The 15993-nt window shown below is 44.6% G+C and carries 15 protein-coding genes; 7 read left to right on the top strand and 8 right to left on the bottom strand.

Features of this window, described 5'->3' with window-relative positions:
* Positions 1–6 precede the first annotated feature (6 nt).
* The 3 genes from KIH41_RS01245 to KIH41_RS01235 form a co-directional block, all read right to left on the bottom strand.
* Entirely contained in the window at positions 7–1134 is a 1128-nt protein-coding gene (locus KIH41_RS01245; protein WP_213945157.1) for a hypothetical protein, read from the bottom strand.
* A 135-nt stretch (positions 1135–1269) separates the two neighbouring features.
* Positions 1270–2481, bottom strand: a complete 1212-nt coding sequence (locus KIH41_RS01240; protein ID WP_317194902.1) for an ATP-binding protein — start codon at positions 2479–2481, stop codon at positions 1270–1272.
* A 115-nt stretch (positions 2482–2596) separates the two neighbouring features.
* On the bottom strand, positions 2597–3280 hold the full coding sequence (locus KIH41_RS01235; protein WP_214161229.1) for an arylesterase: 684 nt from the start codon (positions 3278–3280) through the stop codon (positions 2597–2599).
* A 148-nt stretch (positions 3281–3428) separates the two neighbouring features.
* Here KIH41_RS01235 and KIH41_RS01230 point away from each other — a divergent pair, with 148 nt between their 5' ends.
* Together KIH41_RS01230 and KIH41_RS01225 are read left to right on the top strand one after the other, a co-directional pair.
* Positions 3429–4106: an ABC transporter ATP-binding protein gene (locus tag KIH41_RS01230; RefSeq protein WP_213945160.1), complete on the top strand. Its 678-nt coding sequence runs from the start codon at positions 3429–3431 to the stop codon at positions 4104–4106.
* On the top strand, positions 4099–6621 hold the full coding sequence (locus KIH41_RS01225) for an ABC transporter permease (protein WP_213945161.1): 2523 nt from the start codon (positions 4099–4101) through the stop codon (positions 6619–6621). Before KIH41_RS01230 ends, KIH41_RS01225 begins: the two co-directional genes overlap by 8 nt.
* Here the strand turns inward: KIH41_RS01225 and KIH41_RS01220 are convergent.
* The gene (locus KIH41_RS01220; RefSeq protein ID WP_213945162.1) at positions 6602–6913 is read right to left on the bottom strand and encodes a nucleotidyltransferase family protein; all 312 of its coding nucleotides are present in this window, start codon (positions 6911–6913) and stop codon (positions 6602–6604) included. The two genes, KIH41_RS01225 and KIH41_RS01220, sit on opposite strands and share 20 nt — an antisense overlap.
* A complete protein-coding gene (locus KIH41_RS01215; RefSeq protein ID WP_213945163.1) occupies positions 6913–7347 on the bottom strand; it encodes a nucleotidyltransferase substrate binding protein in 435 nt (144 codons plus the stop codon). The genes KIH41_RS01220 and KIH41_RS01215 overlap by 1 nt, the downstream gene beginning before the upstream one ends.
* Positions 7348–7459: 112 nt before the next feature.
* Here KIH41_RS01215 and KIH41_RS01210 point away from each other — a divergent pair, with 112 nt between their 5' ends.
* From KIH41_RS01210 to KIH41_RS01190, 5 genes are all read left to right on the top strand, one after another.
* Positions 7460–9043, top strand: a complete 1584-nt coding sequence (locus tag KIH41_RS01210) for an amidohydrolase family protein (RefSeq protein ID WP_214161228.1) — start codon at positions 7460–7462, stop codon at positions 9041–9043.
* 231 nt (positions 9044–9274) lie between these two features.
* Complete coding sequence (locus KIH41_RS01205; protein WP_214161227.1) at positions 9275–9724, top strand: MarR family winged helix-turn-helix transcriptional regulator; 450 nt, start codon at positions 9275–9277, stop codon at positions 9722–9724.
* A 63-nt stretch (positions 9725–9787) separates the two neighbouring features.
* A complete protein-coding gene (locus KIH41_RS01200) occupies positions 9788–10303 on the top strand; it encodes a YceI family protein (RefSeq protein ID WP_214161226.1) in 516 nt (171 codons plus the stop codon).
* 104 nt (positions 10304–10407) lie between these two features.
* Positions 10408–11358, top strand: coding sequence for a ring-cleaving dioxygenase (locus KIH41_RS01195; protein ID WP_214161225.1), 951 nt, complete (start codon positions 10408–10410; stop codon positions 11356–11358).
* On the top strand, positions 11351–11971 hold the full coding sequence (locus tag KIH41_RS01190; RefSeq protein ID WP_214161224.1) for an alpha/beta hydrolase: 621 nt from the start codon (positions 11351–11353) through the stop codon (positions 11969–11971). The genes KIH41_RS01195 and KIH41_RS01190 overlap by 8 nt, the downstream gene beginning before the upstream one ends.
* Before the next feature lie 134 nt (positions 11972–12105).
* On the opposite strand, the gene KIH41_RS01185 is transcribed toward KIH41_RS01190, so the two are convergent.
* Genes KIH41_RS01185 through KIH41_RS01175 form a run of 3 tightly spaced genes read right to left on the bottom strand, consistent with a single transcriptional unit; the run spans position 12106 to position 15990 of the window.
* Positions 12106–12690, bottom strand: coding sequence for an OmpH family outer membrane protein (locus KIH41_RS01185; RefSeq protein ID WP_213945169.1), 585 nt, complete (start codon positions 12688–12690; stop codon positions 12106–12108).
* Between the two features lie 27 nt (positions 12691–12717).
* Positions 12718–13236 (bottom strand): OmpH family outer membrane protein, encoded by a 519-nt coding sequence (locus tag KIH41_RS01180; RefSeq protein WP_213945170.1) that lies wholly within the window; start codon positions 13234–13236, stop codon positions 12718–12720.
* A 3-nt stretch (positions 13237–13239) separates the two neighbouring features.
* Positions 13240–15990, bottom strand: a complete 2751-nt coding sequence (locus KIH41_RS01175; RefSeq protein WP_214161223.1) for a BamA/OMP85 family outer membrane protein — start codon at positions 15988–15990, stop codon at positions 13240–13242.
* Positions 15991–15993 lie beyond the last annotated feature (3 nt).

Raw genomic sequence — 15993 nt, 5'->3', positions numbered from 1 at the left:
CTGAAACTACTGCTTTTGCTTTAACTTCAAACGGTAGAAAGTAAGATAATCCTGCTCCTCTCCCAAATAATCATCATACCTCATCGCCCAAAAATCTTCAAACAAATCGCTGATTCCTGAAACTGCTCTCATGTGCGGGGGTAGGACAATCTCATTGGACCATCCGTTTTCTTTCTGGTAAATCTTCAAAATATTTCCATCAAAATCAGGTCGTCTAGACCAATTTTCCCTCTCATGAAGGCCTTCCCGCTGATATACTTCCTCATTTATACCTTCTGAGTAATACACAACCACCCCACCGGGCACCGCATAAAGATTTTTCACCCCTCCCTTCATTTGCTTCCCGTAAGAACTAACAAACTCCTCTTTAGAACCTTCCATCTGGACAAACTTTGTGGGTGCAAAATCCAATGTTTCTAGAGACTCCTCTTTCGCATTGGGATCAAAAACATGGATAAGAGACTCTGTATCCAAAGCCAAATAAATCAAGTCGTCATTAGAGGATACAGCAACTGTTGGATATTCGTAAGTCAGGTCCGATAGGTACTTGCTATTATCTGGGAGTTGAAAAACAGCTTCAGTAGATCCGGAAGTTAGATTTAATTTTTCGAGTACTTTATGGTTTTTATAAAAATCATTCAAATATGGGACACCTCCGTCCCTTCCAGGGTAAAAAAGATACACATCATCATTGTGCAGGGCAAACATCCGCTGGAAATATGCCGCACCTTGCAATTCTGATTTGAACGGCATTTCATAGTACTTTTCTACCTCTAACTCATTGTTTAAAAGCGGCAATTTGTGGCTATTAAACGGATAAAGTAAAAGCTTGCCGTCTTCTAGTATCTTTAGATCAGTAATAAAGCTTACTGATCCCGGACCATCTTGGGGGAAAGTTTTGGAGTTGATTATACTTCCATCAAACCCGAAAGTAGTGAGTGTCTGGGTCTGGATTCCAAAAATAGCCCCAAAGTCTGAGTTAAAATCAATAGCGGAAATGCTTTCCATTACCCCAACCTGGATTGAATCGACAACTTCCAATTCAAATTCAAATCCTACATGTTCATTTTGACTGTTATTTCCACAACCACTTAGAATACATACGGTCAGCAGAATTACCAAAAAATCTTTCATAGCTCATAATTTTTGAACTAATTAAATAAAATGTTTTGATAAAACCTACTTTGAACAACCAATACAAAAAAATTACTCAATGCACTGAGTAAAATTACTCAATACATTGAGCATTTTGGAAATAGGATTTGGACCTCACTTGTATAGATCAATGACGTCCATCTCCAAAAACTCCTGCCATGTAATCCCCCCGTTGCCCACTAGAAGGGATTTCTCGGGTTTGAATTGCTTGGCAAAGGCATTTAGGCCAGTCAAAGCGCCTGACTTCCCGGTTTTGACTTCCAGGGCAATGACACGCTTTTTGTATTCCACTACAAAATCAACTTCATCATTTCCCTCTCGCCAATAGTAAATATGAAGCTTCTTCTCCTTCAATGCCTGATTGATCAAGTGGGCCCCTATGGCAGACTCTACCCAGCGCCCCCAGTTTTTCCCGTTGGCGAGCAGGGTTTCCAGGCTCTCATTGGATATGCCGGACATGATGGCCGTATTGTGAACCATGAACTTTGGACTGGAGGCTCTTTTCCGTACCGCATTGGGACTGAATTTCTCCAAGCCACCCAACAGACCGGCCGCATGGAGCAATTCAAGGTAGTTTGCCAACGTAGTGGTATTTCCCGCATCTGCCAACTGCCCCATCACCTTGGTGTAACTCAACACCTGCCCAGAATACATCGCCCCCAGCTCGAACAGCCGCTTCATCAAAGCAGGCTTGTCAACCCTGGTCAGCATCAGAATATCTTTGGAAATACTGGTCTCCAACAAAGAGTCCTTGATATAGTCCTTCCACCGATCCTCGTTGTCTTTTAAAGAAATCGCACCCGGATACCCTCCAAACCATACGAACTCCTCTGGAGATAACCCAAAAGCTTCTTTCATTTCCTTATAAGACCAGTGCCCTAGATAGGTAGCCTCAAATCTCCCCGCCAATGACTCAGTAAGTCCCTGCTGCAGCATCAACCTCGATGAGCCCAACAGGACTACTCGGATATCCAGCTCCTCGAAGGTATCCTTGTCCCACTCTGCCTTGATTTGTTCACTCCAGTTATCTATTTTCTGCACCTCATCTATGATGAGCAGGTAGGGCTTGGCTCTATTGGACTTATACTTTACCCTCGCGCTCTCCCATTGCTGAGCTATCCAGACTTTATCGCCTGCCGGCACCGCATCAGCAGCCACCATGCTGTGAGGGCAGTCCAAATCTTTCAGAATTTGCCTTACCAAGGTGGTTTTGCCCACTTGTCTAGGTCCATAGATTACCTGAATGAACCTTCTAGGCTCATTTTCCAACCTGCTCTGAATGAGCTTTTTTTCTACCCTTTGATAAACCATAACACAATTACTCAATATACTGAGTAAATTTACTCAATGCATTGAGTAATTCCAATAAAATCCACCATATTAATTGATAATCAATACTTTACAAAACCAATATTAAGCAAAAAAAAGCGACTTATGTCGCTTAATTTATCATGGGTTCTAGATATTCCCATACCGTTTCGGCCACTATCCGGTGGCCTTCTTCGGTAGGGTGTATGCCATCGGGAAGGTTGAGGCCCCTCACTCCACCGACCCCCTCCAGCAAAAAGGGAATAAGTTTGACGTTTTTCTCAACGGCAATCTCTTTATACATCAGCTCAAAGTTTGCCGCATATTCCCTGCCCATATTTGGGGGGATTTGCATTCCTGCCAGAAGAATCCGGGTATCGGGATATTTTTTCCTGACCATCTCAATCATGGTTTCCAGGTTTTTGCGGGTTTCTTCGACTGCTATTCCCCTCAGACCATCATTTCCCCCAAGTTCCAATACAAAAATAGATGGCTCTTCCTCCAGAAACCATTCAAGCCTATTGATTCCACTTGCGGAGGTTTCCCCGCTCAAGCCACCGTTGATTACTTTATATGGCAATTCAAGGCTATCGATCTTATTTTGGATAAGGCCTGGAAAGGCCTCATCCTCATCGATACCATACCCTGCAGTAAGACTATTACCAAAGAAAAGAATGGTTTTCCGCTCTTCCTTGATCGTCCTTTCCACAGCAGAGGTGGTAACCTCTCCCTGCTGAGATTGCTGCTCCTGCGGTCCACATCCAGGAATCGTGAATAGATAAATAAGAAGAATGTACAATGGTTTAATCGTATTCATAAAAATGCTTAATCTAGGGTGAGTGTGCTTGCAATACAATTATAAGGGTAAATTGTTTCCCCATAAAAATTAAGCCATTAATTTTAAACCAAACGATTATATTCATATTTGCGTTTAGCACTTGAAATCCCATAACAGACCCTTTTCCATGAGCATACTTTCCGTCCAGCAGGTCAGCAAAATCTACCAAAGCGGCAGCCGTAAACTTACCGTCTTAGACAATGTCAATTTTTCCATTGAAGCAGGCCAAACTGCTGCCATTGTAGGCCCCTCCGGAAGCGGAAAAACCACGCTGCTGGGCCTTTGTGCCGGGCTGGATTATGCCACTTCGGGCAGTGTGGTGCTCAATGGCCATGCCTTAGAAAACCTTTCCGAGGACCAGAGGGCTGAAATCAGAAACCAACACGTGGGATTCATTTTTCAAAACTTCCAGCTGCTACCCACACTTACCGCATTGGAAAATGTAATGGTGCCTTTGGAGCTCAAAAAAAGAAAAGACGCCAAGAAGAAAGCGTTGGAGCTTTTGGAAAAAGTGGGGCTGGCCGATAGAGCGACCCACTACCCCACCCAGCTCTCGGGCGGGGAACAGCAGCGGGTATCCATAGCCAGGGCTTTTGCCAATGAACCCAAAATCCTATTTGCCGATGAACCTACCGGTAATCTGGATACTGAAACAGGGGATATGATCGAAAATCTCATTTTTGACCTCAACAAACAACTTGGGACCACCCTGATCCTGGTCACACACGATCCTGAATTGGCCAAAAAAACCAATAGAATCATCAGAATCAAGGGCGGCAAAATCCAGGAGGAGCAATATGTATAATTTCAAGTGGACCTTATTGATGGCCTACAGGGATTTTCGTCAAAACAAATCCAAGTTGGCCCTTTTCATTTCCTCCATCGTCATCGGCATTGCAGCCTTGGTGGGCATCAGTACTTTTGGGGACAACCTCAGCAAAGACATCGATGGGCAGGCCAAAGAGCTACTGGGAGCCGACGCTGTATTGAGCACCAACCAACCTCTGGGCGACCAGCCCCTGGACACAATCGCCACCCAAAAAAGTACCGAAATAAATTTTGCCTCCATGGTTATTTTCCCCGAGACAGGGGAAAGCAGACTGACACAGATCCGAGCTTTGGACGGCCAATACCCCTATTATGGAAAATTTGAAACCACTCCTATTGAAGCGGATTCAGTTTTTCGCTCCGGCGGCAGAGAGGCATTGGTTGAAAAAATACTTTTGGCCCAATTCAACGCAGAAGTCGGGGACAGCATCCAAGTCGGCGAGGTCACTTTCCGCATAGCTGGTGAGCTGGAGGGAGTACCCGGGCAAACGGGGATCACCGCCACCGTGGCCCCTGCTGTATATATCCCCATGGGTTTTGCAGAGGAAACGGGATTGATTCAGGTAGGGTCTAGACTAAATTATGTCAATTATTATCAGCTGGAAGCCGAAAATCTGGATGAGGTTTTAAAGCCCTATGAAGAGGAATGGGAAATAGACAATGTCAGACTGGAGACTGTAGAGTCACGCAAGGCCAGCACGGGCAGGGCATTTGCAAACCTTTCCAGCTTTCTTAGCCTAGTGGCTTTCATTGCCTTGCTATTGGGCTCGGTAGGAGTGGCAAGTGCGGTCAATGTTTTTGTAAAGGAAAAGCTGGCCTCTGTGGCTGTATTGAGATGTTTGGGAGTTTCTTCCCGCCAGGCTTTTGTTATTTACCTTACCCAGATCATGCTAATGGGTCTTGTTGGGTCCATTTTGGGAGCTGTTTTGGGCTCATTTTTACAAATAGCGCTGCCGAATGTTTTCAGCGACTTCCTGCCGGTGGAGGTTTCCACTGACGTATCTTGGAAAGCCGTGGGTTTTGGCTTAGGCACGGGCTTGTTGATAGCCTTGCTGTTTGCCTTGCTTCCCTTGCTGAAAATCCGGAAGGTATCCCCCATGATGACTTTAAGACCTGATGATGGGGAGAGCAATAAATTTTCCGCCGATCCATTCCGCTGGCTGGTGATGTTTGGCATTGTGCTATTCATTTTCTCGTTTAGCTTCTACCTTTTGAGTGGCTGGAAAGAGGCATTGGGATTCACCGGTTTTGTTTTGTTTGCATTTGCAGCGCTTTGGGGTGTTGGCACGGGGATTATGTGGCTGATCCGGAGATTCCTGCCATTGAGTTTGAGCTATCCCATCCGTCAGTCATTGGCAAACCTTTACCGCCCAAACAACCAAACCATTTCCCTGATTGCCACGGTGGGATTGGGCACTGCAATGATTAGCACCCTGTTTTTTGTCCAAAACCAACTCTTGGAAGAGGCCAAGTTTGCCGATAAAGAGGACCAACCCAACATGCTGATGTTTGACATCCAGACCCAGCAACTGGAGGCAGTCAGCCAAAAAGTAACCGACAAGGGATATCCGATCATGCAACAGGTGCCGATTGTCACCATGCGCCTATCAGAGATCAACGGCAAGACAAAAAAGGACAACGAAAACTTGGTAGAGGATGACAGGCTGTCCAGATCTTTATACAATCGGGAGTTTAGAGTTACTTATAGAGATACGCTGATTGATTCAGAGAGGCTTGTAGAGGGGAAATTACGTACCTACAATTCTCCTCAAGACAGCATTTTTGTGAGTTTTGATGCGGGCTATGCAGGTCGTACAGGAATTAATCTAGGTGACGAGATCGTATTTAACGTTCAGGGTCGCCCTATCAAAACCTATGTAGGAAGCTTTAGAAACGTGAAATTCAACCAGGTTTCCACCAATTTTCTGGTTCTCTTTCCCGAAAATGTTTTGGACAACGCCCCAAAATTCCATGTCATCATCACCAAAACAGGATCGGACAGGGAGTCGGCAAATCTACAGGCAGAAGTCGTAAGGGCTTTTCCCAACATTTCCGTAATCAACCTGGGCACCATCACTGAGACGCTTGAGAACATCCTCGGCAAAATCAGCTTTGTCATCCAGTTTATGGCCTTATTCAGCATTGCCACAGGGTTTCTAGTCTTGATAAGCTCACTTATCCTAAGCAAATACCAGCGAATGAAAGAAAGCGTGTTGCTCAGGACCATCGGAGCCAGCAGCAAAACGGTAGGAAAGATAAACACGATGGAGTACTTCTTCCTGGGCACCTTGGCATCTCTGAGCGGCATACTGCTGTCCTTCCTGGCCACTTGGCTATTGAGCAGGTTTGTCTTCGAACTCCCATTTAGAGGGGCCTATGAGGAGGCAGTCCTAGTCTATATTGGGATCACGCTGCTGACAATTGTTTTGGGCTGGCTAAACGGCAGAAAAATCAACAACCAGCCCCCCATGGTCATTTTACGCGAAGGCTAAAAACATCTATCCCAACCTGATCAATATGCTTTTTCAGGTTGGGATTTTTTATTGTTTTATAATTAGTCAAATCAAATTTAAAAGGATAATCAAGTTCTTCTAAACGCTCATATAAATCCAATATATCATTCAAATCCATGTCTTCCCCATAGAGGGCTAAATCTATATCGGAGCCTTCATGATAAGTCCCCAAAGCTCTGGATCCATACAGCTTACAACCTTCAATGGTTTTCACCGACTCCAAAGCTTTTAGAATTTCATCCCAGACGATATTTGACAACCCAGTATCCATTAATTAAAAATACTTTTTCCACCACCATTTTTATAACTTATCAATCTCTTTCTCAAAAATAAAAACAAGTCTAAGTATTCATTGCAAATGGATCTCGCTATAATTTCTGCAGTTTCATTATCGTAGGTGTGGGAGCTTAATTCCCTACTTCTATTTAACCTTTTCCAACCTTCAGCATTTTGAATTAGGCCCATTTCAAAAGCCTGCCCTAGTACAGGTCCAGGGCCTTTAATATCATTGTACCCTTGATGCTTTATAAAGTCCTGCAAAGTTTTCCAAGCTAATTCATAGGTATACTCAAACCTTTGAATCAAACCTTCAACCTCCAATTCACTTAATTGGTTGCTTTCAGAAAGCGAAACGGCCTCATCAAGTTTGTTTAAAGCTTTTTGAAAGTTCTCAAATCTTTGTTCCCATCTAGGTAAGTTATCCATTGAATACAAGTCTTTTTGATAAAGATAGTAAATTCAAACATTTTAATTGTTTTACAACCGGTTTTCATTCTGCAACAAGAAACCTTAAATTAAGCCCTTCAATCAAGATCCTATGAGAAAACACTTACTATCAGCTTTTCTATTTATAATTAGCGCAGCCCTGCAAGCCCAGGTAACACCTTCTCCTGACCGTGCCGAAGGCGAGGGACCCTATGACAGGCTCATTATCCGCGGAGTCACCCTCGTGGATGGCACTGGCGCTCCCCCGATGGGACCAGTAGATATAGTGGTTGAGCAAAACATCATCAAAGAAATCAGAACTGTCGGCTATCCGGGATTGGAAATAAAGGATGAAAGAAGACCACAAGCTGGAGAGAATGATGAGGTATTAGATTTAGAGGGGCATTATCTCCTTCCGGGCTTTGTGGATATGCATGGGCATATTGGCGGACGAGGCCAAGGCACTCCGGCAGAGTATGTTTTCAAGCTCTGGATGGCTCACGGCATCACCACCATCCGCGACCCATCCGCTGGAAACGGCTTGGATTGGGTGCTTGAACACAAAAGCAAATCAGCAAACAACAGCATCACTGCCCCCAGGATATTTGCCTACACCAGCTTCGGCCAGGGAGCAGGCAAGACCATATCCAATGCCCAGGAGGCAAGAGATTGGGTAAATGAAAATGCCAAAAAAGGCGCGGATGGCATCAAATTCTTTGGTGCAAAACCCGAAGTGATGCAGGCGGCTATGGAGGAGAACAAGAAAATCGGTCTGCGGTCAGCCATGCACCATGCCCAGATGGACGTGGCACGCTGGAATGTCCTCCACTCTGCCAGAGCCGGATTGACTACCATGGAGCATTGGTACGGATTGCCAGAAGCACTTTTTAGTGACCGCACCATTCAGGATTACCGACTGGACTTCAACTACCAAAACGAGCAACACCGGTTTGCTGATGCTGGAAAGCTTTGGAAGCAGGCTGCCAATCGGGGTTCTGAGAAATACGAGCAAGTTATCAAGGAACTTTTGGAACTGGATTTCACCATTGACCCCACATTCAATATCTATGAGGCAAACCGGGACCTGATGCGTACCAGAAGGGCCGAATGGCACGATACCTACACCCTACCCTCACTGTGGAAATTCTACCAGCCCAGCCGGGAATCACATGGAAGCTACTGGTTTGACTGGGGTACCGAAGAGGAAATCCAGTGGAAGGAAAACTACAGAATCTGGATGGATTTTGTCAACGACTACAAAAACCGCGGTGGCAGGGTTACTGCAGGCTCCGATTCAGGTTTTATATATCAGCTGTACGGTTTTGCTTTTATCCGCGAGCTTGAACTTTTGAGAGAGGCCGGTTTTCATCCACTCGAGGTCATCAGATCTGCCACCATGTATGGAGCGGAGGCTTTGGGCTGGGAGGATAAAATTGGTACTGTTGAAGTAGGCAAGCTGGCTGATTTCGTGATTCTGGAGGAAAATCCCTTACAGAACCTGAAAGTCCTCTATGGCACCGGAGCCATTCGGATAGCCGAAAACAACGAACCCATCCGTGTAGGCGGAGTGAAGTACACCGTCAAGGACGGCATAGTCTATGACGCCAAAAAGCTACTGGAAGATGTGAAAATCATTGTTGATCAAAAGAAAAAAGAAGAAAACACCACCATCAAGCAACCCGGCCTCGATTGGTGAAAATGTCGGATGCCCGATGTCGGATGTCGGATGTCAGATGTAGTACATTAAATTTTTCTCCGCGAAGTAGCCTTTGTGAAACTTCGTGGAAACTTCGTGTTCTTTGTGGCCCATTTCCTCTTCGGACATCGGGCATCTGACATCAGTCATCAAAAAATTTTGAAAAAAACTTAATATTTTGAAACTTTACAGGTGAATTAAATGTATATACATTAAATACACTAAAAAGACATGAAGATAGAAGAGGCTATAAAGCAGAAGAAATTTAAAGACCCATACAATAAGGCCTTGGTAAACATGCTTTATACCAACAGCTATATCGTGTCGCACCAAGGCAAACTGTTTAAGCCATACGGATTGTCACCAGAGCAGTACAACGTGCTCAGAATCCTCAGAGGCATGCACCCTGAGCCGGTTACCGTTTCGACCATTCAGGACAGAATGCTGAACAAAATGTCGAATGCGTCTCGGCTGGTGGAGAAGCTGAAGCAAAAAGAATTGGTCAGGAGAAGTGAATGCCCAACTGACCGCCGTCAGGTGGATATTACCATCACCGAAGAAGGCCTGAAAATGCTTGCTGAACTTGAAGAGCAAGTGAACCAATTCAACCGCCAGATCCTCCAACTGGATGAACAGGAGCTTGACCGATTAAATGACTTATTGGACAAATTAAGAGGGTAAAAAAATTTTACCTATTATATGTATAGACAATTATTGTAAACACCTAAAAACAAACAGCACAAGATGAGTACTACAAAATGGACTATCGACCCAACACATTCAGAAGTTTCTTTCAAAGTGAAACACCTGGTAATCTCAACTGTAACTGGATACTTCAAATCATTCGAAGGAATGGTAGAATCGCCTAACGGTGATTTCAAGGATTCCAAAGTTGAGTTTACTGCCAAAATCGACAGTATCAATACCAACCAGGACGACAGAGATGCCCACTTGAAGTCAGCAGATTTCTTCGATGCAGAAAAATACCCTGATTTGAAGTTCACCAACGGAGTATTGGTAGGTGATGTATTGAAGGGTGACCTTACTATTAAGGATGTAACCAAGCCGGTAGAATTGGCTGTAGATTTCGGTGGAGTAGCCGACGATGCATACGGAAACACTAAGGCAGGTTTTGAGTTAGAAGGTAAGATCAGCAGAAAAGAATTCGGCCTTACCTGGTCACCTGTCACTGAAGCAGGTAGCGTAGTCGTAGGCGACCAGATCAAGCTATTAGCCAGCGTACAGTTGCTTAAGAACTAATTCAAATCATAAAATTCAACCGCAGAGAATCAGAGGACACAAAGAAATAAACAAAAATTTCTCCAAGACTCTGGTCCTCTGTGGTTCTTAAATTTACCCCTACCATGACCCCACTTGTAACCGGAATCCACCATATCACAGCCATCGCGGGAGATCCTCAGAAGAACGTTGATTTTTACACCGGGATCCTCGGTTTGAGGATGGTGAAAAAGACCATCAACTTTGACGCGCCGGACGTGTACCATTTGTACTACGGCGATGAACTTGGAAGCCCAAGCACGATCTTGACCTTCTTCCCATTCAAGGGAGCACGAAAAGGCACCAAGGGTGCAGGAGAACTGACCTATACGGCATTTTCTATTCCCAAAGATGCCCTGGATTACTGGAAGTCTAGGCTGGATAAATATCAGGTGACCTATTCAGATGAGCAAACCCGCTTTGGCGAGGCTTTGATCAGGTTTGAAGATCATGATGGTCTGGGAATAGAATTGATAGCCACTGACAAGGACAGCAGAAAACCTTGGACATATGGCCATATCCCTGCCGACAAGGCCATCTTAGGTTTTTATGGGGCAACCCTTAACCTGCGGGCAAAAGACCTTACAGAGAAGCTTTTGACCGAACTGATGGACTACCGCTTTATAGGAGAGGAAAATGGAAGGTACCGCTATGGCACTAAAGGCGAGCCGGGAGATATCATTGACATTGTATTGGACAAAAGCGGCAGACCGGGTATGCAAAGCGCCGGAACAGTGCACCACATTGCTTTTAGAAGTGACAATGAAGACACCCAGCTTAAAATTCAGCGTAAGCTGATGGAAAATGGCGTGCAGGTGACTGAGGTCAAAGATAGAAATTACTTCAAATCAATTTACTACAGAGAGCCAGGAGGGGTGTTGTTTGAAATTGCCACCGACGAGCCAGGCTTTGCCGTGGATGAAGAAGTCGAGCATTTGGGCGAAGCGTTGAAACTCCCATCTTGGGTAGAGCCGCAGCGCCAAAAGATCGAATCCCAACTTCCAGAAGTGAAATTAAATATAAACCAATATGACTGAAATCAGCCGAGAAGGACTTTCATTGCAGGAAGCCAATAAGGTAGCCATCTTGATACACGGCAGAGGCGCCAATGCAAACAGCATTCTTAGTCTCAAGGATTATTTGCACCTTGAAGGCTTTGCTTTGCTCGCCCCCAATGCTCAAAACAATACTTGGTACCCCTACAGCTTCATGGCCCCTGATGCCCAAAACGAACCTGCTTTCAGCCAAGCCATCCAACAGATTCAAAGTCTAGTAAAAGAATGCTTGGATCAGGGCTTTAAAACGGAGGACATCTACTTCATCGGTTTCTCCCAAGGAGCCTGTTTGGCTTTGGAGTATGCCACCCAAAATGCCGCCAAATACGGTGGGGTGATTGCCTTCACCGGTGGTCTAATAGGCGAAAAGATCCTTAAGGAAAAGTACAAGGGCGATTTTGCTGGGACTAACGTATTTATCGGGAGCAGCAAACAAGACATGCATGTCCCGCTGAGCCGAATTCAGGAGTCAGCCAAGCTCATGAAAGAAATGGGCGCCCAAGTCAAAACCTTAATCTTTGAAGACCCCCAACACACCATTCGTGAGGAGGAAATCGAATGGGTGAATAAATACATCCTATCGGGGGAGGTTTAAGGGTTTAAGTAGCCTGTGGCCTGGATTATGGGATTAACGCAAGGATATTCTACTACGGACTCATGAGATCCTAGGTAAAAACGGAAAAAGCCGATCATTTTCATGATCGGCTTTCTTATTTGGAATTAATATTCTTACTGCTGGTTCTGACCTGGAGCTGGTACGTTCTGGCCTGGGGTAGGCTGTCCGTCAGCTGGTGCAGAGATACCAAGCTTGGCTAATACTAGCTCAGTGAAGTTGTCATCGTCTCTAGTGTAAAGCAAAACTGGAGCCTGACCCGCAGTTTCAGAGAATACGTGCGTGTAGTTGTTCTCAGCAGCTACAGAGTTGATAGCATTGAATACTTTAGTCTGTACCGGCTCAAGAAGCTCCTGAAGTTTTCTTTGGTAAGAAGACTGAGCATCTCTCTCATAACGCTGGATTTCTTCAGACATCTTCTGAAGCTCCTGCTCTTTTTGCGCTCTGGCCTCTTCAGTCATAGTTTGAGCAGACTGCTGGTAAGTCTGTACTTGTCTTTGGAAGTCCTGCTGCTTAGTCTGCATTTGAGTTCCCAATTGAGTACTGTAATCTTGAATATCAGCGCCGATTTGCTCCATTTCTGGCATCAAATCCATCAGGTAATCAATGTTAGTGTATCCGATTTTTAAATCTTGTTGGGCTTGAGCCACAAATCCTAAGCAAAATACAGCGATAGCTGAAAGGATAATTCTTGCTTTCATAGTCTAGGTTTTAATTTGTTGTTTATTTTAGTTTTCTTCTAATCCTAATTCTTCAATTACAAATTCCGAATAATCATGCCTCGGATCGGTGTAAATCATCGAAAGACTGGAGGCTTTGTCAAACAGGATGGCCAACCCATTTCTCCTGCTCACCCGCTCTATGGCGTCAAATATCTTTGACTGCAGCGGCTGAAGCAATTCGGCCTGTTTTTGGTAATACTGCCCGTTGGCACCAAAAACACGGCTGTTGAATGCGTTGGCGGCTTTTTCTTTTTCTTTGATCAAACCTAGCCTTTCTTCGTACATCTCTTCCGTAAGCAGGACTTCTTCCGCTTTGAGGGCATTGTACATCTCACGGATTTCATCTGTCAGCGCTTTCGCTTCCTTGCGCCACTCTGAGCCGATGGCCTCCATTTCGCTTTGTACTTCTTTGTATTCTGGATGTTTGTTTAAAATATACTCCGAGTCTACATAGCCTATTTTCTGCCCATAAGAAGCAAACGAAAATATGCAGAACAAAAGTAATAATTTTAGACGATTTAACATATTTTATCTAAACTGTTGCCCGATGGTAAAGTGGAATTGTCCTCCACTTGGCTGCTGTTGACCAGGCATCGGGTCAAATCCGTAACCCCAATCAATCCCTAGAAGACCGAAGGCTGGCATAAAGATCCTCGCACCAAAACCTGCTGATTTTTTCAGGTTATAAGGGTTGAAGTCAGCATAGTCGCCCCACACGTTACCCGCTTCAGCAAATCCTAAAAGGAAAATCGTCGCAGATGGGTTTGGTGAAACCAGGAATCTAAGTTCCATCACATGTTTGTTATAGGCAACACCGCCACCACCTTGTCCAGGTCGGCCCATTTGGTTGGTCCCTACTATGGATTGGTTTTCATAACCTCTCAAACCAATTATCTCTCTACCCAGTGCAAAGTTGTTGAAGGTCATACCATCACCACCCATCACGAATCTTTCAAGTGGGATGATCCCTACTCCGTCGCCATATGATCCCAAGAAACCCATGTGCGTTCTGGCACTCACCACAAGTTTGTTGAGACCCAGTACCGGAGTATAGAAAGTCGCATCAAACATCCACTTGTGATATTCCAACCACTGGAACCTTTCCTCATCTGGAGATTCACGGTTTACATTTGGATTCAAAGTAGCATAAGGAGGAGTAAAGTCCGTACTCAAGGAAATGTTGGAACCAAACCTTGGGAAGATTGGGCTATCCACGTTGTTCCTTGATATGGTAGTGTTCCAGTTCAAACTGTTAGCCCTACCTGTATTATAGCTTAGGCCAAACATGTTTCCAAATTCATTGAATTCATAAACCTGGAACTGCAGCGAGTTACTGAAGAAGAAATAATCATCAGGCCATGTCACCCTTCTGGCAAGACCCAAGGTCGCACCGGTGATTTTAAAATAACCCAACTCTTCTCCGAAGCCTGGACCACCGGGCATTCCCATACCCATACCCATGCCACCCATGCCCATCATGCCACCCATACCCATGCCGCCCCAGTTCATCTGACGCTGGATGGAGTGATTGACACTAAAACTTAATGCGTTTGGCTTCTTGCCACCAAACCAAGGTTCGGTAAGTGAGAAACTATAGTTTTGGAAGTTTGGACCATTTGCTTGTACTCTCAAAGAAAGCTTTTGCCCATCCCCTACCGGAAGCGGTCTCCACTTGCTGAAGTTACCGATATTTTTTACCGAGAAGTTATTGAAGACCAATCCGACAGTACCTACAAATCCGAAGAATCCTCCCCAACCACCAGAAAGTTCGATCTGGTCATTTGGTCTTTCCTCTAGTTTGAAAATGATATCCACCGTAGCATCTTCAAAATTAGGACGCATATCCGGATCAATCGTTTCTGGATCAAAGTAACCCAATTGGGAAAGTTCCCTGATAGTTCTTACCAGTGCGGCTCTGTTGAATTTCTGACCAGGAAGAATTTTGATCTCCCTCATCACCACGTGATCAGACGTACGCTCGTTACCTTCTATAGCCACACTGTTTACAGTAACCTGCGGACCTTCAAAGATTCTCATTTCTATATCAATGGAATCGGCCTGCACATTTACCTCAACTGGATCAATCTGGAAGAAAAGATAACCGTCATCCTGATACAGGGAGCTGACATCATCACCTCTCTGCGGATCATAGTTTAGGCGTTTCTCCAGTCTCTCTTTATTATATATATCACCTTTGCTAATTCCCAATTTGGTTCTCAACACTTCATCATCATGGATATAGTTACCCGTGAAGGTGATATTTCTATAATAATACTGATGTCCTTCCTCAACATCGATATCGATGTTGATCGTATTTTTACCAAAGCTATAAACAGTATCTCTCAATACTGCGGCATCCCTATAGCCTCTGGTTTGGTAGAAATTGATCAGGCTCTCTCTATCGTCCCTAAAATCCTTAGCGACATATTTGGATGAGTTGAAGAAGTTAAGTTTGAAGTTTTTGTTCATGTAAAGCTTCACGTCTTCGTCAGAAACCGGGTTTCTGTAGGCGATAGCTTCTTTTACATCTCTAGGCCTTGCATTGGTAAGTCTAGAGTAAATGTCTTTGAAAATATGAACACGGGCGTGCTCATTGGTATTTTTCAGCTTTCTCTTAATTCTTCCGTCAGAGATGTTCTCATTTCCGGAAATGCTGATTTCGTTGATTCTTACTTTGGAGTTCTTGACAACATCAAATCTTAAAAGAACGCTGTTAGGTAGGGTCTCATCCCTTACTTGGGTAACTTTGACCTCGGTATTGAGAAAACCCTTGTCTACAAAATACTGTCTGATATTACGCTGGGCGTTGTTCAACACATCATCACGCACTACCCTACCCCTAATTTTGATCTTATCCCTTAGCTCACTTTCCTGAGTTTTGTTCACTCCGGTGAATTCTACCCTACTGAACCTTGGTCGTTCAGTAAGTTCCAACAACAAATGGATCTCCTCACCTTCGATCTTGGTCACCAAGATTTTCACGTCACCGATAATCCCTTGACCCCAGAGCTTTTTCAAAGCTGCGGAAACCTCATCGCCCGGCACGCTGATCTTGTCACCAACGCGCAAGCCCGAAAGAGAGATAATAGCATTCTCATCCAAGGTGGTCAGACCCACCGCAGAAATGCCGGCAATGGTAAAACTTTGGGGTTTGGTATAATCTAATTGTAATATGTCTACCGGCTTCTGTGGGGTGAACCTGCTTTGTCCCAGGCGAATCTGGCCGAAGGTGTTTCCCGCATAGATAAGGAAAAGTAAGACTATTAAAATTCTTTTCATCAA

Source organism: Litoribacter ruber (genome assembly GCF_018500185.1).
Lineage (GTDB): Bacteria > Bacteroidota > Bacteroidia > Cytophagales > Cyclobacteriaceae > Litoribacter > Litoribacter ruber.
The sequence above is the reverse complement of the archived record's forward strand: the minus strand, read 5'-3'. Positions and strand labels throughout refer to the sequence as shown.

Coding starts and splice junctions, on each gene's coding strand:
- KIH41_RS01245 (WP_213945157.1), bottom strand. CDS start 1,134: ATGAAAGATTTTTTGGTAATTCTGCTGACCGTATGTATTCTAAGTGGT.
- KIH41_RS01235 (WP_214161229.1), bottom strand. CDS start 3,280: ATGAATACGATTAAACCATTGTACATTCTTCTTATTTATCTATTCACG.
- KIH41_RS01230 (WP_213945160.1), top strand. CDS start 3,429: ATGAGCATACTTTCCGTCCAGCAGGTCAGCAAAATCTACCAAAGCGGC.
- KIH41_RS01225 (WP_213945161.1), top strand. CDS start 4,099: ATGTATAATTTCAAGTGGACCTTATTGATGGCCTACAGGGATTTTCGT.
- KIH41_RS01220 (WP_213945162.1), bottom strand. CDS start 6,913: ATGGATACTGGGTTGTCAAATATCGTCTGGGATGAAATTCTAAAAGCT.
- KIH41_RS01215 (WP_213945163.1), bottom strand. CDS start 7,347: ATGGATAACTTACCTAGATGGGAACAAAGATTTGAGAACTTTCAAAAA.
- KIH41_RS01210 (WP_214161228.1), top strand. CDS start 7,460: ATGAGAAAACACTTACTATCAGCTTTTCTATTTATAATTAGCGCAGCC.
- KIH41_RS01205 (WP_214161227.1), top strand. CDS start 9,275: ATGAAGATAGAAGAGGCTATAAAGCAGAAGAAATTTAAAGACCCATAC.
- KIH41_RS01200 (WP_214161226.1), top strand. CDS start 9,788: ATGAGTACTACAAAATGGACTATCGACCCAACACATTCAGAAGTTTCT.
- KIH41_RS01195 (WP_214161225.1), top strand. CDS start 10,408: ATGACCCCACTTGTAACCGGAATCCACCATATCACAGCCATCGCGGGA.
- KIH41_RS01190 (WP_214161224.1), top strand. CDS start 11,351: ATGACTGAAATCAGCCGAGAAGGACTTTCATTGCAGGAAGCCAATAAG.
- KIH41_RS01185 (WP_213945169.1), bottom strand. CDS start 12,690: ATGAAAGCAAGAATTATCCTTTCAGCTATCGCTGTATTTTGCTTAGGA.
- KIH41_RS01180 (WP_213945170.1), bottom strand. CDS start 13,236: ATGTTAAATCGTCTAAAATTATTACTTTTGTTCTGCATATTTTCGTTT.
- KIH41_RS01175 (WP_214161223.1), bottom strand. CDS start 15,990: ATGAAAAGAATTTTAATAGTCTTACTTTTCCTTATCTATGCGGGAAAC.